Raw genomic sequence first — 23,325 nt, 5'->3', positions numbered from 1 at the left:
AGCGGAGCTCTAACGCAGCCCATCAGAAGTCGAAGACTTCTGAGGATGTTTTTGCAAGCGAGGGTGGGCGAGCGAGTGAAACGAGCGAGCGCACCCCCACAGTAAAAAGGTTCAGGTGAAGCTCTGGAGTCCGGTTTGGGTCTGGCCGGATTTGACCTCCTGCCACGAGACGCCGACCGCCTCGATGACGCGCGCGATCGGGCCTTTGAGGGTCTTTTCGAGCATCTTCTCCCAGTCGACCTCGAACTCCTCGGGGATCTGGTCTTCGTACTCGAAGCAGATCACGTCGGGCGTGCGACGGAACTCGGTGTAGAGGGCTTGTTCTGCGGTGTCGAAGGCAGAGTCGTCGACGCGCTCGAAGAAGTCCGGATGGACGCGATCGAGATAGAGCCGTTTGGGTTTGCTGCCGCGCTGGAAGTTCGTTCCCAGCAGGAGATTCGCGTACTTCGCGCCGCGGACCTGAGCGGTGTCGGTGTCGTAGTCGTCGAGACGCTTGCCGATCCCGCCCGGGATGCCGATCTCGTCGAGCGGAACGGAGCCCTCCGCGCTGAACTCCTGAATCACGTCGTGGACGTAGGTTTCGACTTCGTCGAGGTCCTCGCCGTGGACGATCCGCTCGATCACCTCGCGCTGGACGCGTTTGGTGATCGGTGCGATGTCCGAACGTTTGTACTCGAATCCCGTGATATCGACGTCGTCGACGTCTTTGCCTTCCTTCCAGATGATGTGGCCGGCGTAGCGTTTTTTCTTGCCGGCCTGGAAAAATCGACGGTAGAGCTTCTCGAACTCGATCTGGAAGCGATGGTCGTCGGCGTTGAGTGAGTCTCGCGCGAACTCGTCGTACGCGTCGTTGATGTGATCCTCGATTGCGAAGGCCTGCTCGATGGCCTCGTCCTTCGTGGTGTCGGCACCGAGTTCGAGCATCACGCTGTCGGTGTCGCCGTAGGCAACGTCGTAGCCCATCTCGTTCGCGGCACCCTCGGTGAAAGCGATGACCTCCCGGTTGGTGGAGGTCACGCCCGCACTCATCGCCCGGTCGTACAGCCGGAAGCGATCCCAGCCGAACACGCCGTAGAGGCTGTTCATGATGACCTTCACGGCCTGCTGCTGGCGATCGAATCGCTGGTACTCGCCGGTGCCGGGTGTGTGGTCGTCGCGGCGAGCTTTCTTCTCCTCGCGCTCGGTGAGGAGCTCGTCGACCATCTCGCGGATCATCCCGTCGGGTTCCTTCCGGAAGTGGATTCCAGTCGGTGTCTGATAGGTCTCGCCGTCGTAGGTTTCGGGGTCGACCTGGGTCTCGGGCGAGGCGTTGATCGTCACCATCGACATCGGATAGAGGGACTTGAGGTCGAGCACCGAGACCATCTCCTTCACGCCAGTGATGGGATCGAACACCGCGCCGCCCTCGAAATCCTCGGTCTCCTGCTGGCCCTTCGAGGGGAGCGCGAACTTGCCGTGGGCCTCGTGGAGGACGTACATGTCCACCGCGTCACCGGGCGTGGTGGCGTCCTCCAGCTTGCAACCCACGAACGTGGCGACCTCCTGCCAGAACGGAATCACGCCCTGCTGGCGGTCGATCTCGACGCAGAGCTCCACGTCCCGGAGGTTGTATTCGAGAAGTCGCTCGGGATCGTCTTCCCAGAGGTCGCCGATGTCGCCTGGATACCGCTCCTTGCCGGCGTCGAGTTCGACCTCGCCGACGGCATCCAACCGATACGAATCGAGTTCGGTGAACTGGGTGCGCTGGTAGGCGTAGAGCAGGTCGAACATCACGCGGCCCTTGACGTTCGGGCCCTGCCAGTCCGAGCGCCAGACCTCGTTCACCCGCGAGAGCCGATCGGGATCGAGGTCGTGTTCCTCACAGTCCGCACCACCGAGTTCTTCGAGCCGATCGATGAAGTACGGTGCGTCGAAGTCGGTGAAGTTCCAGCCGGTCATGACGTCCGGATCGGTGTCCTCGATATAGTCGAGAAACGCCGCGAGCATGGCCTCCTCGGTGTCGAAGCGGTGAACGTCGGCATCGATCTCGTCGTCCTCACTGCCACTCCCGCCGTCGTCGCCGCTGCCACCGTCGATCCCTTCGTACTTCGCGAGTTCCTCGGGACCGGATTCCCCGTCGGGGGACTCGTAGAGCCAGACGGCGTACTCGTCACAGGTGGAGTCGTGGCTCGACAGGCAGATGATCGTCTCCTCGCCGTCCTCCGGGAACCCCGATCGGTCGTCGACCTCGATATCGAAGGTGCAGACCCGGGCCTCGGCTTGCATCTCGATCGGTTCGACCTCGTCGTGGGGAACCACGAGCGCGTCGTCCGTCGCCCGCCGCTCGGGGACACGAATCCCGCTCGTCACGTCCGTGTCGATCAGAAAGCGATTCGGAAACAGGACGTCGGCCTCGTAGTGGTCGAACCGGTCGCGGATCTGGCCGACGTCGCGCGGGGTCTGGCCGAAGATCTTGGTGAGGGACTCACCACGAATGCTCTCGTAGGAGTCGCCGTCCGCGGCCGATTCCTCCCAGCCGGTGATTCGATCGTGGTCGAGTCGGTCGTCGTCCGCGGCGAGCGATTCGGTCGGCGCGTAGAAGTACGGGCGGAACTCGTGGACGCGGATGTGTTCGACCTCGCCCTCGTCCGTGCGGCCGAAAACGTGAATGATCGGCGTTTCCTCGTCGCCGCTGCCCTCGATCGTGTAATCGACCTGTGTCACCGCGATCTCCACAGTATTGTCGGCGTCGGGGTAGCGCCGTGCGGCGGGATCGGTGATCTCGGCGTTCGCTCCGCCGTCGCCGGCGACCGCGCGGGCTGCCGTTGCCGCTGCCGACCGATCGTTCCCGCCCGGAGCGACGCTGTCGCCGAGCGTCGCCTGCGTGGTCCCCTCCTCAGTCATGGACTGTGGTTCGACCCCGCCGGTAAAAATCCCCGCGGTCGTCGCGTCGAACCCGTCCCGGCTTACCGCACCAGCGCCGGGACAGCATTGACCGAATCCACAAACCCTATTACGTGGTATTGAGTACCGCGACATAGCATGTCAAACACGACTGATCGTCCCGATCCACCCGTCCCGGACGCCGAGCCGTCACCGCCGACCGGTATCGCGACCACCGAACGCTACGAAATCGACGATGGGGTCGTGTTCTACGACGCCACGAACCCGCTCGCGTGGCTCGAAGCCGGCCACGCGCTCCGGCTCGCGGATCAGATCTGAGGAATCGGTACGGAATCCTTTTGCGCCGCGGACCCGATCCTCCGGACGTGCCAGACGACCCGCCAGGCGATTCGACACCGGACGACGCCGGCGACTCGCTGCCGGGTGCGGATCTCGGGCTCGACGTGGGGGCACTCGACGCGGAGCTCGGGCCCGACGATCCGTCGGTTTCGATCCCCGATACGTCGGATGTCGACGCGTCGCCGAAGCTGCTCCGGGCGTTCTGGGGAAGCGTCTTCGCGATCAAGATCGGCGTGATCGCGGCGACGCTGGGGCTATTGATGGGGTACTTCCGGGGCCGGTGGCGGCTCGCAGGGCTCGGGGTCGCGATCGGACTCGTAGCGTTCGCGAACGGCTACCGACGATACCGACGGTATCAAAACCGCTAACCGGCCGTGGTCGGTAGGGTGAGTATGGAAACTGCCCGGGACGACCGCGCGCTCGCGCTGTTGCGTGAGATCGACGCCAACGGGCCGTTCGCGGTGCGAACGCTGCTGTCGCGGTACGATCTCTGCGAGAGCGATCTCCACGGGCTGTGTGCAGAGCTCCGGGCTGCGGGACTGCTCGCGGAAGCCGAGGTGGCCGGCGAGCGTGGGTATCGGACCACCGAGCGAGCACGTCAGGTGCTCAACCGAAGCGAAAAAGTATAGCACCACACGCCACGTCTCGACGGAAGTCGGATTGTTCTGCGGGCCGTCAGTTCGAGTGCCGTGTCAGACAGACCGGCAGTCCGGCGATCTCGACCGGACGGACGTTGGGTTGCTTGACCACCATCTGCCCCTTATTGAACTGCGTTACGGCGTCCTCGAACTCGTCCGGGACGTACACGTCGTGGCTGTCGACCACGTCTCGTTCGAGACCGAGATAGATCCGGGTGTTCATCTGTTTTCGGACGTCTTCGTTGATGTCCTGGGGCGTCTGCGTGATGATGTAGAGACCGAACTTGTCCTTCCGGCCGCGCTTTGCGGCCTGCTGGAAGTTGCGGACGAGGTAGTTCTCTCGGGGATCGTTCCCCTCACCGGTGAGATACTCGTGGGCCTCATCCAGCGCCAGAAGTAGCGGCGTCCCCTTGATGTGCGGGTAGTCGACGTTGCTCCCCACTTTGTTGCCGACGATGTGTGCGAGTAGACACGACACGACGATCCGATCGGTCTGACCACGGAGGTGGTCTGTCGGGATGACCGTCACCTGCGATGGGGAGAACATTCGCTGGGTGAGATCAGTCAGTGACTGAGTACCGTGATCGAAGATGCGGTTGTACTCGTACTTGTCGACGATACGCTCCCTGGCGGCGATTTTCACAGAATCCATCTCGGTGATGGCGTCGTTGTCGTCGTCGAGCATCGTCTCGGCGTACGTCGAAAACTCATCGTACGTCGGGGTGCCGTTCTCCTGTCGGAAGTAGCCCGAGATGACGTCGTTGATCGCCGAGCGCGTCCGTTCAGGCGGTTCCGACGAGTACAGCAACTGTCGGTTGGTACGTACCAGTTCGAACGGAATCCCGAACGCCTCGGCGTCGTTGTGGTCGATGTTCGTGTCCTCGATGTACGGGACGAATATCTCGAAGTCGACGTTCGGATCGTCGCTGATACCGCCGTGACGGATATCTTGATTGTCGAGTCGGTCATGGAGCGCCTGGGTGTAGTCGGCGTCGTCGGGATCGTCACCCATCTCGACGTACTCGCCCTCCGGATCGATCACGGTAGCGTTCAGCCCCCGAACGCGTTCGTCCTGAATGTCGGCCGTCGCCGCCTCGCGCTCTTCCGGCGGTACTTCGATCGTGTAGCGTTTCTCAGTGGCGAGCTGTCGGAGGACGTTCTTCGAGGCGTGGGTCTTGCCCTGGCCGGTCGAGCCGGCGACCTGGAGGTGGCGAAACACCGTCGGTTCGCCCGCGTCCTCGTTCCCGTCGGTCGCGTTCGGGTTGAACAGGTAGTACGGGAGAGGATCGTCTTCGCTCGGGATGCGATCGCCGCTGACGGCCATGTGACCGACGAACGCCCCCTCGTGAGGGATCCGGAGCGCGGTCCGGAGGAACGCCTCGTTTTCGACGAGATACGCGTCGGCCCCTGGTTTCGGCGGCTTGTCGACGGTGGCCTGGCGAAGCGGCTCGTCCCCGTCGTCGAGATCAAGCTCCACCGTACTGATCGGGTCGATCCGGGCGACGTACGCGAACGACTGCTCGCCTGGCGGGTTGTGGTAGCCACCGTCGCGCTTGTCGGTGATGTCGGCGACGGTCTCGTATTCGAGCCGGGCGATCACGCCGACCAGCATCGTCGTCGGGTGATCCCCACCGGGAGCGGCGGGGTACGGCACCCGGAGGTAGTCGCCGAGTCGAACGCTCTCGCGGGTATCCGAGTCGACGAACACGCGGACACAGGACTCCTCACGATCGACCACGATGGGTTCGTCCTGGGCGGTGACGTGGCCGACGCGCTGGCCCTCGTCCGCACCGAACGGGGCCGGTATCTCGGCAGTCGTACCGGTCTTGTCGCCGCTACCTCGTCTCGCCTTGATCTCGTCCAAGCTCGTCTCACTCATGTGGGGTTGCTACTGCACCGGTTCGGCGCAACTCTTGTTAAAACTTTACCCAAGATTCGTCTTCAGTCTAGTAGTATGCTTGCTAAAGCACGATTAGCACCATTGTCGATGGATCAACCGAACCGGGAGGAATTCCACCTGACGGTGGGCGAGCGAGAACCGCCTGGAGTCACTCGCTCTCGAACCGATCGTGGCCGCGTTGTTCGTTGCGATCCTCAACGGAAGCAACGCTCTGGATGAGGTCACGGAGGTTCTTACGGTCGCTTCTCGTGATACGGGCGTTCTCGTCGGCGAACGTGATCGCCCGAGGTTCGTTTTGCTGTTGGGCGAGTTCGACGAGCGCCTTCCGCTGAATCCGTTCGCGGACTCGATCGTTCCGGGCGAACACGTACGGTGTCTCGATGCGCATCACAGTCCCCGATCGCGGACATCGAGCGTAGAAGAATGCCCGCTGGTACTCCTGGGGATCGCCGTACTGGAGCGATACGCCATCGAACGATCCAAACGGGACGACCGACTCGCCGTGGGCGGTCTGTTCGGTCTGGAACAGCCACGGTGTGTAGCTGATGAGATGGCCACGATCGCCGTAAAGATCGTCTTCGGTGTGGAGGGCGTTGCTGAACAGTTGGATGTCACTCGTCCACGGAAGCGGGAGTTCCATCCCATCGACATCCGTGTTCCGGATCTTGTCTTCGAGAGCGGTCAGCGCGACCGACGAACGACCCGTTTTGACGATCCCGATGACGGGGAGATCGTTCTCGTACATCGTTTCGATGGTCGAAACGTAGTTCTGGAGGATATCGGCGACCATCTCGGGCCAGATCTCCGTCATGTGTCGTGGTCCCGCTTCCGCCTGTTCGAACAGCATCCAGCCGAACGCCGGATTCGGATACAGCGGCCCGTCGACGAACAGCGGTCCGTCGAGTTCGCCGGCGAGTTCGCGCGCGTGTCGACCCTCTGCGTACGTTCGCGAGACGCCGACGACGTACTTTTCGAGCCGGCTCGTGCGCTCACATGGAGGGAACCGAAAGAGATGAGCGTCGACGCCGTCCGGAATGTCGAGAGCAGCGCCCCGAACACCGCTCAACGAGAAATCTTCATCGTTGAGGTGCGCAACGAGCGTCGTCGTGGTGTGGCGCGCGAGATCGGTGTTGTCGCTCTCGCCGGAGACGCCGAGTTTCGCGGCGCTCGCTCCAGCGATGAGACCGTTGTCGAAGCGGAGCGAGCGGGTCGTGGAGCCGTCGACGCCGTAGGTGACGGGCCACGGGTCGTCCCACTCGTCGAGTTCGCTCGTCGGTTCGTGGGTGACGGCGAACGCCTCGTCGGTGAGGGTCGTGACGTTCCCGCCGTCGCGGGTGAACTCCGCGATGGCGTCGGCCGCCGTCGTGGTCTGCTGGTCCGCGAACTCGCCGACGGCGCTGTTGAGCTCGTCGAACATCTCCTCGAACGCGGCGTACGTCTCCATTTCCGTCATTCGAGATCACCAGCACGGGGATCACGGGCGTCGTATCGTATCATCTCGGCTGCACGCCGTTTCGATAGGTTCGTGCATAAACCTTCCCGAGCCGAAAACGGCTGTGCCGTACCGGATCGGTGCCTGTCAACCGTGCGTACGGGCACCAGTCAATCGTGTTGGCTCGTCCGATGTGTTGGCCCTGCTGTGGGAGTTTCAGTCGTCCGCAGCCTCGGCTTCTTCGTTCGGTTGGGGTGAGGGCGATGCGTTGCTCGTTCGAACGCGGCTGGTCTCGGTCGCGGGGTCCTTCTCGACGAAGATCGTGTGATCGCTGTTCTCGATGAGGGTCTCGTCGTGGCTCACGACGAGCACCTGGGGCACGTTCCAGTCGCTGATGGTCTCGATCATCGTCTGGAGTTCGCCGACGTGATCGTCGTCGAGATAGGTCGTCGGCTCGTCGAGGATGAACGGCGGCAGCGCCGATCCGGCGACGCCGTCGCGCTGGGCGATGATGCGGTAGACGCCCGCCCGAAGCGCGAGGTTCAGGATGGTCGATTCGCCGCCGCTCGACAGCTCGGGTTCGATGAGTTCGCCATCGGCGGCGATCAGATGAATGTTGTACTTCTTGTCGATCCGAACGCCTCGGTAGGACTGAGACTGATAAAGATCGCCGAACATCTCGTTCGTGTACTGGTTGAGCTTCGCAAGGTTGCGTTCGCGGAGCTTCCCGCGGACCTCCCGGTACTTCTCCATCACTGCCGCCGCCTCCTCGTGGTGCTCTGCGGCCCACGTCACCTGATCATCAAGCATCGCGACGCGTTCGCGTTCGTCCTGGAGCTGGCGTTTCGTCTGATTGAGTTCGGCGAGACGGCCGGTGAGATTCTCGATGTGTGCTTCGGCTTCGGCTTTCTCGTCGTGGATCTCCTCCACCAACTCTTCGATCTCGGCGATTTCAGCGCGGAGGTCGTCCGGGTTAGCGTCACCGAGTTCATCCTCCAGTACCTCGACGTCCGCTTCGAGGTCACGGACGCGGTCGTGCGCCTGGCGACGGAGTTCGCGGACGTTCTCGATGTTCTGCTCGTGCTGTGAGACCTGTCCTTCGATGTCGTCGATGTTCTCGTACAGGTCGACGGCCCGGCCGACGAGCCGCTCGGTGGTTTCAGCCTCTACAACGCGCTCGCGGGCGGTCTCGAGTTCCGCTTCTGCTGCCTGCTTCTCCTCGCGCTTCTCCTCGCGCTCGTCCTGCCGTTCGGCAAGTTCCTCCTGAAGCGATTCGAGTTCCGACTCACACTCCTCGATCGTCGCTTCGGCCTCGTCGATGTCGTCCTGTGCGTCCGAGGCCGTTTCGCGGGCGTCGTCGAGGTCGTCGCGGAGATCGATGGCCTCGGTCACCTGCCGTTCGAGGGCGTCGAGACGCTCGCGTTCGACTTCTAGTTTGTCGAGCCGTTCGTTTTTCTCTACCAGGGCGGCGGCGTGTTCCTCGGCGACGGCGTCGGTGTCGATGTCGTGGGCGTCCTCGCTCGCCCCACAGACGGGACACTCGCTCTCGGCAGCCAGTTCGTCGACTTGGCCCTGGAGAGTTTCGAGCCGGCCGCGCTCTTCGCGGACAGTCTCGCGTTCCTCGGAGACGGTTCGTCGTTTTTCGGGGATGTGAGACTGTGCGAGTGCCCGCAGCGACGCGTCCCGTGGAATGTCGAGTTCGTCGGCTCGGTCGGCGATGTCGGCTTTCGTCTCGTCGAGGTCGGTTTCGAGTCGCTCGGCACGCTCCTCAGCGTCGGTCCGGTGCGACTCACCCGTAGCCTTCTTTTCTCCGGCGAGTTCGAGCGTTTCCTCGACCTCGTCGATGTCGTCTCTCGTCTCGGTGATCGCTTCGTCGAGCGTTTCGATCTCGACGGCGAGCGTCGAGAGCGTTCCCTCTTCGATCGACTGTACCGACGCTCGAGCGGATTCGGCCGTGGACTGGGCGCTTTCGTACGCACTCTCGGCGGCCTCTTTCGAACGGAGTGCGTCGTCGGGAGTCGCGTTGTGCTCTCTGAGTTCGTCGAGTGCCTCGCGCTTCTCGTCGAAAGTGCTCTCGGCTTCCCGCCTGGCGGCCTGCTCCGCTTCGAGGGATTCCTTGTGGCGTTCGTGGTCGTCCTCGGCATCCGCGAGCTTCTCGCGTTTCGCTTCGAGATCGCTTTCGAGGTCGTCGATGCGGTCGAGTGTCTCCTCGTTGTCCGATTTCAGCTCGCGGAGACTTTCGAGCTCGTCCTCGTTGTCGGCGACGTCGTCCTTCTTGTCCGATATCCTCTCGGCGGTTTCGGCGATCTCCGCCTGGATCTCGTCCCGTTCGGGAAACTCGTCGAGACGGTTCCGCGTCTCGGTGCGTTTCGCCTTCGCGTCGCGTTCGGCCTTGCCGTATTCGAGACGCACTGCGTCCATCCGGTCGACGAGATCGTCGAGGTGGTGCAGTCCGAGCAAGCCATCGAGGATCTCACGCCGCGTCTCGGTGTCGGCGTGGATGAGCCGGGTGATATCACCCTGTTGGACGTAGACGGAGTTGACGAACGATTCGGCGTCCATCCCGATAATACGGCGAATCTCCTCCTGCACCGTACCGACCTGCGAGATGTCCTCGTCGAGCGCTGGGGAGGAGAGTTGCGGATAGCCGCTCTTGGTCTTCGCACCATCGACCTCGCCGTCGTCGTAGGTCTTCTCGATCCGCCAGTCGACGGTGTACTCCTCGCCGCCCGCCTCGAACGTGAGGACGAGCCGCCCCTCGTCGGCCTGCTTGCGGACGAGATCCGGGAGGTCGAAGTCGGTGCCGACCTGGTACTTGATGGCCGTCTGGAACAGCCCGCCGAACACTCCCTGGAGGATGGTCGACTTGCCCGCACCGTTCGCGCCGAAGATGAGGTTTTCACCCCGCTCGAACGTTACCGTCTGATCGTCGTAGCTCCGGATGTTCTCCAGTCGAAGCTGGTTGAAGACGAGTGTCACGGGATTATCGCTCCTCGATGGTAGCCTCACCAAACGTCTCGGTCTGAGCCGTTCGGATGCGGGCGTTCATCTCCTCGCGGATGTCGTCCACGTCGACGTCCTCCCACTCCGGGGAGCGGACGAGATCGTCGGCTCCAGCGGTGATCGCCGAGAGGTCGATCTCGCCTACCGCGTCGTCGAGCAGGCGATCGATGTCTGCCTCGGCCTCGCCCTCGTCGAACTCGAAGTCGAACTCCGCCTCGGCGACTCGCTTGTCGGAGACGTGAGGAACGGCGACGTCGTAGTCGGCGAGCAGATCGTGGACATCGCTGGCGGTGACGGAAACGTCGGCTCCCCGGAGGCGAACGACGACCACCAGCTCTTCGAGGGCGTTCGTTCCGGCCTCCTCGAGCACTCGTTCCTCGACGAACTCGATCCCGTGTCCTGCCTCAAACGCCACGTTCACGACGGCGAACTCCCTGGGAACGTTCTCGCGGCCCGCACTCTCGATGGTTCGCGTCGTGAGTGTGAAGTCCCCCTCTTCGACTTCGATGAGATAGACGCTCGGAGTACCGGTCTCGGCGACCGAGCACCGTTCGGTTGCCCCAGGATAGAACGCTGTCACGCCGCGTGTCTCGGTCTGGCACGTCGAGTGGAAATCGCCCAGTGCGAGCCCATCGGGAAGGAAGTTCAATCGATCGAGAACGCCCGATTCGAGATCGTACGGATTACCACGGTGGGGCGGGACGAGCGGTTCGAGCAGTTCGTGCATACAGAGCAGGGATACGTGATCGTCGGGACAGTCGTCGAGGGCGAAATCGGCGGTCTCCCACTCGGGAGAGCGGACGGCGTCGATGCCGTACAGCGAGACGGGATCGTCGCCGTCGGCGTCCGTCACCACGGTGGGCGTCTTCGTGAGACGAGCGGTGTTGCCGAACCGCTTGACGATGTCCATCCACTGCTCCTCGCGCTTTCGTTCGTGGTTTCCGACGATAGCGTAGAAGGGGATATCTGCCTCGGCGAGGCGACGGACGGCGTCGAGGCAGCGGTTGACCGTCGGGACACTCGGGGACGGGTCGTCGAACAGATCGCCCGTATGGATGACTGCGTCGACTGCTTCTTCGGTCGCGATGTCGATAGCCGCGTCGAACCCGTCGGCGAAATCCGCTCGACGCACGTCGCTTCGATACTGTCGGTTTCCGAGATGTGTGTCGCTTACGTGGAGCAGTGTCGTCATTGGAAAGAGGACTGGTTGTGGCTTACAGGTGGGTGTTATACAAAAGCGTAGGGACGCGACAGCAGTTCATCTCGATCAAAATGACCGATCGAGTGACGCTCGCCAATTGAGGATGCGAAATTGCTCATACAGCGACAAAAACCGGGAATAGTCCGGTTTCGTCGTTGCACCGCCAGTGACGCGACCCGAAGTCTCTTATGAACCAGCGCCCTATCTCTGGCAATGACCGATACGGTGGACGACGTGGAGCAACCGTACGATACCGACGCCTCACACCAGGAGAAGATCGAGTCGCTCGAAGATCGCATCGACATCCTCGACGCCCAGAACGAGGAGATGCGCGACAAACTGTTGGATGCGAACGCCGAGAACAACAAGTACCAGCAGAAGCTCGAACGGCTCAACCACGAGAACAAGAAGCTGAAGCAGTCGCCGCTGTTCGTCGCCACGGTCCAAGAAGTCGCCGAGGACGGCGTCATCATCAAACAGCACGGCAACAACCAGGAGGCGCTCACCGAGGTCACCGACGAACTCCGCGAGAAGCTCGAACCCGGCTCCCGTGTCGCGGTCAACAACTCCCTCTCCGTGGTGACCGACCTCTCGGACGAGACCGATGTCCGGGCACGCGTGATGGAAGTCGAGGAGAGCCCCGGAGTGAACTACGACGACATCGGCGGCCTCGCAGAACAGATGAACGAGGTGCGCGAGACCGTCGAGCTCCCCCTCGAAAGTCCCGAGATGTTCGACGACGTCGGCATCCAGCCCCCATCGGGTGTGCTGCTCCACGGTCCGCCCGGGACGGGGAAGACGATGCTCGCGAAGGCGGTCGCGAACCAGACCGACGCGACCTTCATCAAGATGGCGGGCTCGGAGCTCGTCCACAAGTTCATCGGCGAGGGCGCGAAACTCGTCCGGGATCTCTTCGAGGTTGCCCGCGAGCACGAGCCCGCGGTGATCTTCATCGACGAGATCGACGCGATCGCCTCCAAACGCACCGACTCCAAAACGTCGGGCGACGCCGAGGTCCAGCGCACGATGATGCAGCTCCTCAGCGAGATGGATGGGTTCGAGGAGCGCGGCGAGATCCGGATCATCGCCGCCACCAACCGCTTCGACATGCTCGATCGCGCCATCCTCCGTCCCGGTCGGTTCGATCGGCTCATCGAAGTTCCCAAACCCGACGCCGAGGGGCGCGAGAAGATCTTCGCGATCCACACTCAGGACATGAATCTCGCCGACGATGTCGACTTCGGTGACCTCGCGGCGAACGCGACCGACGCCAGCGGCGCGGACATCAAGGCTGTCTGCACTGAGGCCGGGATGTTCGCCATCCGGGACGACCGCACCGAGGTCCGGATGGCCGATTTCGACGAAGCGTGGACGAAGATCGAGGCCGAGGACGAGGAGTCCGACGAAGTCACCAAAACCTTCGCCTGAACCTTTTTACGTCGTCGGGTGCGCTCGCTACGCTCGCACACCACTCCTCGCAAAAAGGTTCATCAAAAACACCCGCTCACTCGGCCTCCGGCCTCGTTCACGGTACGATTACTGACACACTCCGCAACCGCACAGCACCGCAGAAGCCCTCGTTCGCTTCGCTCACTCGCCCTTCATCCACCAGGTCCGCACCGCAATACCACAACGTCCGCAGCACGAGCCGTCGGAGTCGTGATCGGTCTGACGGAAGCTGTGGTCAACAGAGATGAGCCGCATGGTGGCTGTACACGGCGTTTCGAGGGCGGGATCGGACCGTATTTGGTGACAGACTCCGCCAACATCTCACACAAGCAAGTATTAATCTTTATACCCACGCTGATCCCCCGTATATGTCATGCGCAGACTCGGGCGGCACGTCGCCGACGCCTACCGTAATCTCCGTCACGGTGGGCCCGACGTCATCCGGGAGTTCCTCTCGCGAGCGTACTTCGGAACGGTGCCCTCCGTCGATCCCGACCCCGTCTACGCCGAGGACTGGGACCTGTTGATCGTCCTCGACGCGTGCCGGGCCGACCTCTTCGACGAGGTGGTCGCTGACGGGAGCTACGACGGCCTCTACGGCGGCGAGTCGCGGATTTCGGCGGGCAGTACCTCGACCGAATGGATCGAAGGCGTCTTCGGCGACGCCGACCCCGACGACCTCCGCGATACGGCGTACATCACGGGCAACCCTTACTCCGAATCCCATCTCGACGAGGAAGCGTTCGGCCTCGTCGACGAGGTCTGGCGGTACGCGTGGGACGACGAGTTGGGAACGATCCCCGCACGACCGCTGACCGACCGCACCATCGCCGTCGGCCGCGAGCGCTCGTTCGATCGGATGGTGGTCCACTACATGCAGCCACACTTCCCCTCGATCCCCGACGGCGACCGCGATACGGGCGTCACCCTCGACGAGTTCGGCGACGAATCGATGTCGGTCTGGGAGGAGCTCCGCTTCGGCCAGCGGACCGAGAGCGAGGTCTGGGAGAGCTATCGAGCGAACCTCGAGTACGTGCTCGACGAGGTACAGCTCCTGCTCGATCATGTCGACGCCGATCGGGTGGTCGTGACCGCAGACCACGGCAATGCCGTAGGTGAAGCGGGGCTCTACGGCCACGCCGAGGGCGTCGCGCTCCCCTGCCTCCGGGAAGTGCCGTGGTGCAAGACCACCGCGACCGATCGTCGGGTCCACGAACCCGCACAGTACGATGCCACTGCGACCAGCGGTACGACCGCCGCACGTCTCAAGTCGCTCGGATACGCCTGAGAACCTTTTTACTGCGGGGGGATCGCGCTCACTCACTTCGTTCGTTCGCGCGACCCCCGTCTGCTCGCGGGCCGAAGGCCCGCTCGCACGGCCAGCGGGACGGCTCCGCCGTCCCGCTCGGCTTGCAAAAACGTCCTCAGAAGTCGAAGACTTCTGATGGGCTGCGTTAGAGCTCCGCTCTAACGAACGTTCATGAAAAACTCCCGCTCGCTCGGCTTCGCCTCGCTCGCGTGAGAACACTGGCGCTCTCCGCGACCGCTACACTACCGCCACACAACCGCTGACCGCACAGCACCGCCCGAGCCCTCGGCTCACTCGCTACGCTCGTTCGCCTCGCCCTCGATCCGCCGAGGCCCGCAACCGAACCGCTACCGCTCGCCCGCCAACCGACCCGACTCCGGAAAGTCCTTGACCGCCGGAGCCACCATCCCGGACAGTAGCCGTGCCCTCGAAACCGAACCTCCTCGTGCTCTGTGTCGACTGTCTCCGTGAGGACTGCCTCGCGTCGAGCGCGTCCGACACGCCGTTTCTCGACGATTTCAGAGCATCGGGACTCGCCTGCGAGCAGCTCTTCGCGACCGCGACCACGACGACGCCCGCAGTCGCGAGCCTCCTCACGGGCTCGTACTCCGAGCGCAACGGCGTCCACTCGCTCCAGCACGGTCGGCTCGACCCCGAGATCTCGACGTTCCCCGGAATCCTCGCCGAACACGGCTGGCACACCGAAGCACTCGTCACCGGCCCGCTGGTCGCAGAGACTGATCTCGATCGGGGGTTCGATGTCTACCGCCACCGCGAGGAGGACCGGTCGCTGTTCGGCGACTGGCGCGAGACTGCGCACGACCGGCTCGCGGGGCTTCCGGAGCCGTTCGCGGCGTTCGTCCACTTGTGGGAGCTCCACGAAGACATCGACGTACCTGCTGAATACGACGAACCGGCTTACGGCGACACTGGATACACCCGTGCGCTCAGCGCGCTCGATCGGGAGCTCCAGGATCTGGTCGAGGCACTTCCCGAGAACACCCTCGTCGCGATCCACGGCGATCACGGTGAGAGCATCACCCACCGCCACAACCCGCTCCGACTTCTCGGCAAGAGCGTCCGCGACGCCGTCCGGTACTACGGCGGCGTCGACACTCGCGCCGTGGTCGGCCGATTGAATCGTTCGCTCGATGGGGTCGGCCCCGACATCGCCGATCATTTCCTCGAAAACGGCCACGGTGAGAACGTTTTCGACTTCGCGACCAACGTCCCCTTCCTCCTCTCCGGGCCGGGGATCGACCCTGCGACGATCACCGCCCAGACCCGGCAGATCGACGTTCTCCCGACGTTACTCGCGGCACTCGACATCGATATCGACGTCGGAATGGACGGCGAAGCGCTCCTGCCGGCGGACGGAGTTACCGACCGTCCGGCGTACATGCGGGCGTGCGGTGCGTCGCTCCATCGCACGCGCAACTGGGCGCGCGCGATCCGCCATGACGGTGCGAAGTACGTAGAGTACCCCGACCGCGAGTGGGATGCAGAGCTCTACGATCTCGACGCCGATCCCCGAGAGCTCGCCCCGATCGAGGCCGACCGGCTGGCGTCGCGGCTGCAACGCCACCTCCCGACCGAGGAACTCGGTGACGCCGAACGACTCGACATCGACGCCCGACTGCGGGACCTCGGTTATCTCTAAGCTGGCCGGCCCACGATCGACGCACCGCGGATCTTGATCGTCGCCGCCGCAGCGGCACCTAAGCTATTGGTCAGGAAGAACCCGCCGACGCTGTGGATCGTCACCGCGGCGGTCGCAGTCGTCGGGCTCACGCTCGTCACGAGCACGAGGAGGGTGATGTTGACCGTCTCGATCCCGCCGAGCCCACCCGGCGTCGGCACGATGCTCGCGGTGGTGCCGATCGGAACGACGAAAAACGGGATGTAGATCGGAACCGACGCGCCGACAGCGAGCAGCGCGACCCAGAGCCCGAGCGCCTGGCACGCCCAGCCGGTCGCCGAAAAGGCGAGTGCGGCCGCCACCCGCCGCCGATCGCCCGCGACGCGCTCGACCGCTTCGACGAAGTTCCCGATCCGGGTTGCGATCTCGTCGGGTTCCAGCGGATCACCAGGAAGCGCGCCCGAGATCCGACGGATCACCGGCGTCAAACCACTTACGAGTCGGCGCTGGAGCGCCACGCGACGCCGCCAAGCGAGCGCTGCCAGTAGTGGTAGTCCGACCGCCGCCACGATCACGCTGGCGACCAGTACCGCGAGCCCGTCGCTGAGCGCGACCGCAGTAGCGTAATACCCGACGCCAACGACCGCAAAGGAGAGCGAGGGGACGAAGTTGAGCGCGTCGAGGCTCGCGATGGAGGCGAGTGCGGTCTCGAACTCCGTGTCGGAGATATCGGTCAGCAGCCACGCCGTGACCGGTTCGCTGCTCGCCTGGCCGAACGGCACTACGTGGTTGATGAAGGCCGCAGCGGCGGTGACAAGCACCGAATCGAACGACGAGAGATCGACGCCGAGCGCCGCGAGGATGCAGCGGAGCGCGAGTCCCCATGCGAGGAGCCATGCTACGATCATCGCGGCGACGACGCCCACGAGTGGGAGGCTGGCGCGCGTGATCGCCGCGAGCACGTCCTCGACGCCGACGAACCAGAACAGCGCGGCGAACACGACGCCGGCGGCGGCGAACCCGACGAGCACCGACGAGAGCTTTCCGCGACGCATACCCGCCCCACACGGGGGGAGCGCTTGAACCCGGCGGAACCGCCCCGTGAGTCGGGGTGCACCGTTCGTTCCGAACCCAGAACGGCGGTATACTTATCCCGTCGACTCTCGACCGTGGCGTATGCGCGAGGGGTTCCGAGCGATCGTTCTCGTTGCCGCCGTGGTGCTTGCGGGCTGTCTCGGCGGGGCGACGGGCGGGACTCCCTCGGACACTGCGCTCTCATTCGCCGCGGCCGACGACGCCGGTCTCGACTACGAGACGACGGATTCGGGCCTCGGCAACGGCAACGACAGCGTCTACACCGCGGATTACGATAACGATCTTCACACAGACCTCCTCGCCATCGGTGGCGACGATCCCGCACTCTTCCACAACACGGGTGGTGCGTTCGAGCGCTCGGAGGCGCTCCCCACGATACCGGGCCACGTTCAGAGCGCGCTCTTTTTCGACCGCGACACCGACGGCTGGCAGGATCTCCTCGTACTCCGGCGGAACGCCACACCAGTCTTCCTCGAAAACCGCGAGGGCGAATTCCACGAGATTGACGTGGGGCTCGACGACGAGCTCGCGATCCCGGTGAGTGCGAGCGCCGCCGACTACACCGGCGACGGCTGTCCCGACCTGTTCATCGCCCAGTACGGCGACTGGGAGAACACCACTCCGCGCGCGTGGAACGCGCCGACCACGCTGATCGAGCAGGACAACGGTAACCAGAACCTGCTCTACCGCGGGACCTGTGCGGACGCCACGAACGCAAGCGGCGGGTTCGAGCGCGCCACCGACGCCGGGATCGAGGGTTCACACTGGAGCCTCGCGACCAGTTTCGTCGACCTCAACGCCGACGGCCGATCCGACATCCACGTCGCCAACGACTACTACAACGACACGATCTACTACAACAAGGGCGACGGCACGTTCGAAAAGCGGGTGCTCGGCGAGGAGACCGACCGGAACGGGATGTCCTCCGAGACGACCGATCTCGATGGCGACGGTCGGCTCGATCTGTTCGTCACCAACATTTACTTCCCCGAGAACACGAGCGCGCTGTCCGAACAGGAGCGAGAACTGTTCGAGAGCTTCGTCGAGAACCGCCTCGGCAAGCGAATGCGGGGCAACAACGTACTGCTCGGAGCAAACGAGACGAACGGCACGAACAACGCCGGCAGCACCAGCAGTGCTGGCGACACGGGCCGTACCAACGCCACCGACGCAGGATTCACCTACGCCGGTGAGCGTCTCGGCCTGTACCGGGGTGGCTGGGGTTGGGCGGCGGCGATCACGGACTTCGACAGCGACGGCGAGCAGGACGTGTTCCACACCACCCAGACCGTCATTGCGTTCAACGACTCCGAACCACGGTACCCGACCCCGATGACGTGGGTCCAGCACGACGGCGACTTCTACCGCCAGAGCGCGACCGGGATCGGGTTCGAATCGACCAACGGTCGCGGAGTTTCCCACCTCGACTACGATCGCTCCGGAACTGCGGACCTCGCGCTGGCGACCTACGACGACCGCCACCGGCTCTACCGCAATAACGCCACACAGGGCAACAGCCTCCAGGTTCGCGTGAAGTCAGGGAGCCTGGACTACACCTCGCTCGGCGCACGGGTGTACGCCACTACTGGCAACGACACCCAGCTCCGGATGAACACCGCAAAGGCCGACTACCAGTCCCAGGACACCCGCTTCGTTCACTTCGGGCTCGGCGAGAACGAGTCGGTATCGGCACTCCGTGTGGTCTGGCCCGACGGCACGGAGCGCGTCCTCGGAAACGTCTCGGCGGGCCAGCGGATCGTGGTGACGCCCGATGGAATCGCCGACCGCGCGAGCTATCGGAACGCCACGGGCTGAAGATTACCCATACCACCGAGCGACGATCACTCCTGGTCGGGTCGCGGCCCCGGTAGCGCCCGCAACGGGCGCGGCGGGACGAGGTACGTCGCCCGGCGCTCGACAGTAAGGAAGTCGACGATCCCACTGTGGTGGGCGTCCGCACCACCGAGATCGTCCATCGCCTTTCGCGCCTCGATAAAGCTCTCCATCCCGCGCTGAATCGAGTTGAAGTTCATTCCCGCGTCGTGGTCAGGCGAGGTACCGACTCCCTCGGATCGCCGAAGGATCTTGGGAGCGAAATCGTTGTCGCGCGCCCGCGCAGCCTTCTGTGCGTGGCCCAGCCGGCCGTGGTCGTCGGCCTTGGTTTCGAGGTCTTCGGCCATCTCCTCGGTGATCCCGCTCCGACCACCGAGGTTCTCGCCGGTCTCGCCCACTTCCCGCGTGGTGTGTGCGGTGCTGAACATCTGGGTCACGCGGGCGTCAGCGTCGAGATCGTACCACGCGTCGAGATCGATGCCCAGCCGCGAGGTGAGCTGGGTCGTCCCGCCGGCGAACGGTCCTTCTCGAACGGTCACGCGATCCTCGGCGGGGTTGGTGTCCTGATAGCCCGACTTGTACCCCATCGAGAGCGGTGCGTCGTCGTCGATCGCGTCGTGATCGATCTCCTCCGCCAGCAGTCCTCGACCAACGACGCCGGTTCGGCGGTCGACCACCTCGAAGACCTCGTCGAACGTCGCGTCCATCTCGACGCCGTTGAGCGTGTCCTGTTCACCGAACAGCGCTTCCTCGACCGCGAGCGGGATCGAGCCGTAATCGCTGTTCAAGGTCAGGAGTGCGTCGGCGCTGTCGGCACGATCGGTCGGCTCGTCGAGCTCGTCGAGTACGGCCGTGGGCGTCGGGAGATCGATGTCGTCCGGCAGCGACGCGTCGAACCGGGCGAAGTACGCGGGCGCGTACCCGAACATGAACAGGAGACCGTCGTTGAACGTCGCGCCGGCTTCGCCGCCAGTGCCGCGCTCGAAGGCTCGTTCGACGGTGCGAAACGTGTTCTCGACGGTCTCTCGCTCGGCGTCAGTCGGCGGTACCGACCCGGTGTACGAAAGCGAGAGCAGCACCTGGTGGCGCGGGAGGACGGTGTCACCGTTGGCGTCCGTGACCAGAAACTCGTTCCACGCGTGCTGTCGCTCGGGGAGGGTCGAGAGGTCATCGGGACCGCGCGGAAACTCGGGTTCGCCCGACGAGTCGGCGTTCGCCTCCATGTCGAGACACGCCGACAACGCGCTCGCGCCGCCGATCGCCACCGCGCTTTTCACGAATGCGCGGCGGTCGATCGGCCGAGGAGGATCGGATGGCACGGCCGGGCCAACGGTGTCGGAACGGAAAGCTGTATCGTCGTGTAACAAATTCGCCAACAGCGGTTGCGGTCGTCGGGACGGCCGCGGCCAGCGTAGCAGTCTCGGCCGGCGATGGCGCTACGCCGGGAGCGTTTCGGCGAGTGTATCGACGAACGCCGCCGACCGTTCGACGTGCGGAAGGAGTTTGGCGTCGTCGAACACCACCAACCGCGCGTCGGCGGTATCCGCAAGCTCCCGACCGCGTTCGAGTCCCGGGGGATCGGCATCGCGGCCCCAGACGATCGTGGTCGGGATGTCGAGCGCAGCGAGTCGATCGCCGAGATCGATGTCGGGATCGAGAAACCCGCTCACGAACGAGGCGGGGGCGAACCGCGCACCCGGCTGGTGGGTCGTCCGCCAGCGATAGTCGATATACTCCTCGGTGAGAATCGACGGGTCGGCGATGGCGTGATCGCGTTCGAAGTACCGGAGCGAGGGCTTGCTGGCGAGGAGGTTGAACAGCGCTTCGCCGACAAACGGCGAGCGGAGCAGCGAGCGGAACCACACCCGACGCTCGGGCATCGTCTCGGCGGTCGGACAGACGAGAACGAGCTCGGCGAAGCCGGCGTCGTCGGCAGCGAGTGCGGCGTACGCACCTGAAAGCGACGACGCGACACAGACCGCGTCGTCGGTGAGTTCGCAAGCGAACTCGGTCACGAACGTGGTGTAGAGTGACGCGGAGTACACGAGGGGCGGCCGGTCCGAGCGTCCGAACCCCGGAAAGTCGGGCGCGATCACGTGGTACTCGGCGGCGAGTTGCTCGAAGACTCGCTCGAACTCCCGGCTCGATCCGGCGGCGTTGATCCCGTGGAGCAGGAGACAGTCGGGATCGTCCGGATCGCCCGCTTCGGCGTAGGCGATGTCGAACCCTCGCCAGCGGTACGTGTGCTGGGTGCCGGGAAGCGCGTGATCGAGCACGCCCGCACGACCGGTCAGTGCACGATTGGTCACGGCGACGAGTCCCGCGCCAGCGAGAGCACCGACGGCGGCGCGAAGTTTCATGTGGACGCCAACGGGCAACCGTGGCTTATACGTGATGATGAGCTACGGCCGGTAACGACCGGCGAACGGCCACAACGATTATAATAGGGGGAATACATCCTCCGACGAATCGATGTCGAAAACCGATCGCTGCTGCATCGTGTGTTGAAGACGATGGCTCTCAATCGTTAATCTCTATGACGAATTATTTATATAGTGTTGTTCAGTTAATCTACGCGAAAGTGGACGGAGATACGACATGCCAGAAACGCCAACCATCGAAGCCGAGGCCACAACAGAGGAAAACGCCAGCGAGTTCGTGACGGGATCGGCGGCGCGCGTCGCCGTGCTCCAACAGCTGGTTGAGGGACCCGCGGCCCCCGACGAGATCGCTGCCGAGCGATCCGTCAGTGCCGCCAGCGCAAGGGACGCAGCGGCGGAGCTCCGTGATCGCGAGCTCACCGAACTCCTCGTTACCGACGACGAGCGCGTGTACGGGCTCACCGCGAAGGGCGAGCGAACCCTGTTCTTCCTCGAAACGGAGGGGAAGGTTTAGCGACCGTTCGGACCGCTTCGAGGGGGACGGATGCAGTCCGCGAGTCTCGGAGGGGCCTTTGGGAAACAACCAACCAGCGAAACACTGATGCCACGCAATGATAGCGAATGCGGCCGGAGGGGTAGCGAGACGGAAAGCGACTTCGCCATCGATCGACGATCGTGTCTGAAAGCCGCGGGGATCGCCGCCGGTTCAGCCGCGCTGTTTTCGGGATCGGCGAGCGCCGCGGAACACCGGGGAATCCGGTTCAAACGAACCGTAAACATGGTCGAGGACGCCGGCTGCGATCCAACCGGCACGGAACCGTGTGACGACCAGTTGCGGGCAGCGGCCGACGACTACACGCTCCTGAAGTTCCCGGCTGGAACCTACAGGTTCACCGAGAAGAACGTCGTGCTCGATGCCACGAACCTCGGGTTCCTCGGCGAAGGCGACGTTCGCTTCGCGGTTCCCGAGGGGTTCAACGAGAAAGTGCTCGTCGCTGACCGCGGAACCGGGCTACTGTTCGAGAACATCGACATCGATCAACGGGCCCACGGGGCGACGCCGGGACTCCACCTTGGTGCGGCCGACGATCTCCACGTTCACGACGTCGAGTACATCGGCCAGGGAGTCCACTTCGACAGCGAACCACGCGGCGCGGGCGGTGGGAACCCGGCGGTCACGAACGCGCTCTCGCCCATCGTTCGCTCGGCGGACGGCACCGGTGTCGTCGAGAACGTCACGGTGAACGACGCCGGTATGATGGGGGCGTACAACCGCGGCGAGGGACGCGTCGGCGTCTGGATCGGGATGAGCACCAGAGGGACCATCACGCTCAGGAACTGCCACATCGAGGGGTTCCCGAACAACGGGCTCTACTGCAGCCGAACCTACGGCGTCGTCCGTGTCGAGGGTGGCACCTTCCGGAACAACGATATTTCACAGGTCCGGATCGGCAGCGAGGGGAGCTACGTCGATGGAGCAACCATCGAGGTCGACGCCGAAGCGAGTAGCAGCCCCAACCCGGGACAGATGCTCAACGGACGCGGGGTCCGCTTCGAAGTCGGATCACTCGACACCGCCGGACCGGAGGTCCGAAACTGTGACATTACGATCGCCGACGCCCCCCACTCCGGCGGCGGAGTGGTCGCATCGGGCGATATCGGCCGATTCCACGTTCGCAACACCCGTATCAGGGTCGACATCGACGGGGTTCGTGGCGTGCTCGCGAAGGATCCGACTGGCGGGGCCTACAACACCGGTGCACCGTACGACGGCACGCTGCGGAACGTCAGCGTCACCGGGAGTGCGAGCGGGACGTCGGCAATCGAGCTGCGCCAGCGCTCCGGATCGATGATCGAGGGGTGCTGTATCCACGTTACAGGAGCCGGTCGAGACGGAGTCACGATCGTCGATTCCGACGACTGCGTGCTCCGGAACGGAACGATCGACGTGGCGGGCGAGAGCGTCGTCCGCCAGAACGCGTCGGTCGCCGTCAGCGGGATCGGCGACAGCGGCACCTGTCCGGTCCCGAACGGTGCGTCACCATCCAAGCCGCAGCCGGAGCCCGAACCACAACCAGAATCGTCGGAGCCGGGTCCGGGCGCGGACGTTCTGACGATCGAGGGTGCACCGGGGGCGGACTACGAACTCGCGGCGAGCGACGGCCTGGCGAAAACCACCACGATGGACGGGGCGACGATCGATCCGAACGACACCATCGACGG

At 64.1% G+C, this 23,325-nt stretch carries 15 protein-coding genes and 1 pseudogene; 8 read left to right on the top strand and 8 right to left on the bottom strand.

Annotated elements, in window-relative coordinates:
• Positions 1 to 111 precede the first annotated feature (111 nt).
• Positions 112 to 2,883, bottom strand: coding sequence for a DNA-directed DNA polymerase (locus tag C449_RS06125; RefSeq protein ID WP_006077103.1), 2,772 nt, complete (start codon positions 2,881 to 2,883; stop codon positions 112 to 114).
• 138 nt (positions 2,884 to 3,021) lie between these two features.
• On the opposite strand from C449_RS06125, the gene C449_RS06120 reads away from it, so the two are divergent.
• The 3 genes and pseudogenes from C449_RS06120 to C449_RS06110 all read left to right on the top strand — a co-directional run.
• The gene (locus C449_RS06120; RefSeq protein WP_006077102.1) at positions 3,022 to 3,201 is read left to right on the top strand and encodes a DUF7331 family protein; all 180 of its coding nucleotides are present in this window, start codon (positions 3,022 to 3,024) and stop codon (positions 3,199 to 3,201) included.
• Between the two features lie 47 nt (positions 3,202 to 3,248).
• Positions 3,249 to 3,590, top strand: a complete 342-nt coding sequence (locus C449_RS06115) for a DUF7322 domain-containing protein (protein ID WP_006077101.1) — start codon at positions 3,249 to 3,251, stop codon at positions 3,588 to 3,590.
• Between the two features lie 24 nt (positions 3,591 to 3,614).
• A pseudogene (locus C449_RS06110) lies at positions 3,615 to 3,851 on the top strand (DUF7346 family protein); the annotation flags it as partial.
• 46 nt (positions 3,852 to 3,897) lie between these two features.
• Here C449_RS06110 and C449_RS06105 read toward each other — a convergent pair.
• From C449_RS06105 to C449_RS06090, 4 genes are all read right to left on the bottom strand, one after another.
• Positions 3,898 to 5,739, bottom strand: coding sequence for an ATP-binding protein (locus tag C449_RS06105; protein ID WP_006077099.1), 1,842 nt, complete (start codon positions 5,737 to 5,739; stop codon positions 3,898 to 3,900).
• A 169-nt stretch (positions 5,740 to 5,908) separates the two neighbouring features.
• Positions 5,909 to 7,204: a DNA double-strand break repair nuclease NurA gene (locus C449_RS06100; protein WP_006077098.1), complete on the bottom strand. Its 1,296-nt coding sequence runs from the start codon at positions 7,202 to 7,204 to the stop codon at positions 5,909 to 5,911.
• Between the two features lie 204 nt (positions 7,205 to 7,408).
• Complete coding sequence (locus tag C449_RS06095) at positions 7,409 to 10,171, bottom strand: AAA family ATPase (protein ID WP_006077097.1); 2,763 nt, start codon at positions 10,169 to 10,171, stop codon at positions 7,409 to 7,411.
• 4 nt (positions 10,172 to 10,175) lie between these two features.
• Positions 10,176 to 11,387, bottom strand: a complete 1,212-nt coding sequence (locus C449_RS06090; RefSeq protein ID WP_006077096.1) for a metallophosphoesterase family protein — start codon at positions 11,385 to 11,387, stop codon at positions 10,176 to 10,178.
• Positions 11,388 to 11,609: 222 nt separating this feature from the next.
• Here C449_RS06090 and pan1 point away from each other — a divergent pair, with 222 nt between their 5' ends.
• From pan1 to C449_RS06075, 3 genes are all read left to right on the top strand, one after another.
• A complete protein-coding gene (pan1, locus tag C449_RS06085) occupies positions 11,610 to 12,824 on the top strand; it encodes a proteasome-activating nucleotidase Pan1 (RefSeq protein ID WP_006077095.1) in 1,215 nt (404 codons plus the stop codon).
• 394 nt (positions 12,825 to 13,218) lie between these two features.
• Positions 13,219 to 14,133, top strand: coding sequence for a hypothetical protein (locus tag C449_RS06080; RefSeq protein WP_006077094.1), 915 nt, complete (start codon positions 13,219 to 13,221; stop codon positions 14,131 to 14,133).
• A gap of 442 nt (positions 14,134 to 14,575) precedes the next feature.
• Positions 14,576 to 15,814, top strand: coding sequence for a sulfatase-like hydrolase/transferase (locus C449_RS06075; RefSeq protein ID WP_006077093.1), 1,239 nt, complete (start codon positions 14,576 to 14,578; stop codon positions 15,812 to 15,814).
• On the opposite strand, the gene C449_RS06070 is transcribed toward C449_RS06075, so the two are convergent.
• On the bottom strand, positions 15,811 to 16,848 hold the full coding sequence (locus C449_RS06070; protein ID WP_006077092.1) for a lysylphosphatidylglycerol synthase transmembrane domain-containing protein: 1,038 nt from the start codon (positions 16,846 to 16,848) through the stop codon (positions 15,811 to 15,813). The two genes, C449_RS06075 and C449_RS06070, sit on opposite strands and share 4 nt — an antisense overlap.
• 121 nt (positions 16,849 to 16,969) lie before the next feature.
• Here C449_RS06070 and C449_RS06065 point away from each other — a divergent pair, with 121 nt between their 5' ends.
• Positions 16,970 to 18,703 carry a CRTAC1 family protein gene (locus tag C449_RS06065; RefSeq protein WP_006077091.1) on the top strand — a complete coding sequence of 578 codons (1,734 nt, stop codon included), beginning with the start codon at positions 16,970 to 16,972 and terminating at the stop codon, positions 18,701 to 18,703.
• Between the two features lie 26 nt (positions 18,704 to 18,729).
• Here C449_RS06065 and C449_RS06060 read toward each other — a convergent pair whose 3' ends face one another.
• On the bottom strand, positions 18,730 to 20,040 hold the full coding sequence (locus C449_RS06060; RefSeq protein WP_152415668.1) for a DUF7405 family protein: 1,311 nt from the start codon (positions 20,038 to 20,040) through the stop codon (positions 18,730 to 18,732).
• Between the two features lie 117 nt (positions 20,041 to 20,157).
• Entirely contained in the window at positions 20,158 to 21,081 is a 924-nt protein-coding gene (locus C449_RS06055; RefSeq protein WP_006077089.1) for an alpha/beta fold hydrolase, read from the bottom strand.
• 238 nt (positions 21,082 to 21,319) lie between these two features.
• On the opposite strand from C449_RS06055, the gene C449_RS06050 reads away from it, so the two are divergent.
• Positions 21,320 to 21,616, top strand: a complete 297-nt coding sequence (locus C449_RS06050; protein ID WP_006077087.1) for a hypothetical protein — start codon at positions 21,320 to 21,322, stop codon at positions 21,614 to 21,616.
• Positions 21,617 to 23,325 lie beyond the last annotated feature (1,709 nt).

It is taken from the genome of Halococcus saccharolyticus DSM 5350 (assembly GCF_000336915.1).
Classification (GTDB): domain Archaea; phylum Halobacteriota; class Halobacteria; order Halobacteriales; family Halococcaceae; genus Halococcus; species Halococcus saccharolyticus.
Note: the sequence above shows the minus strand (reverse complement) of the source record. Positions and strands in the feature narration are given on the sequence as shown.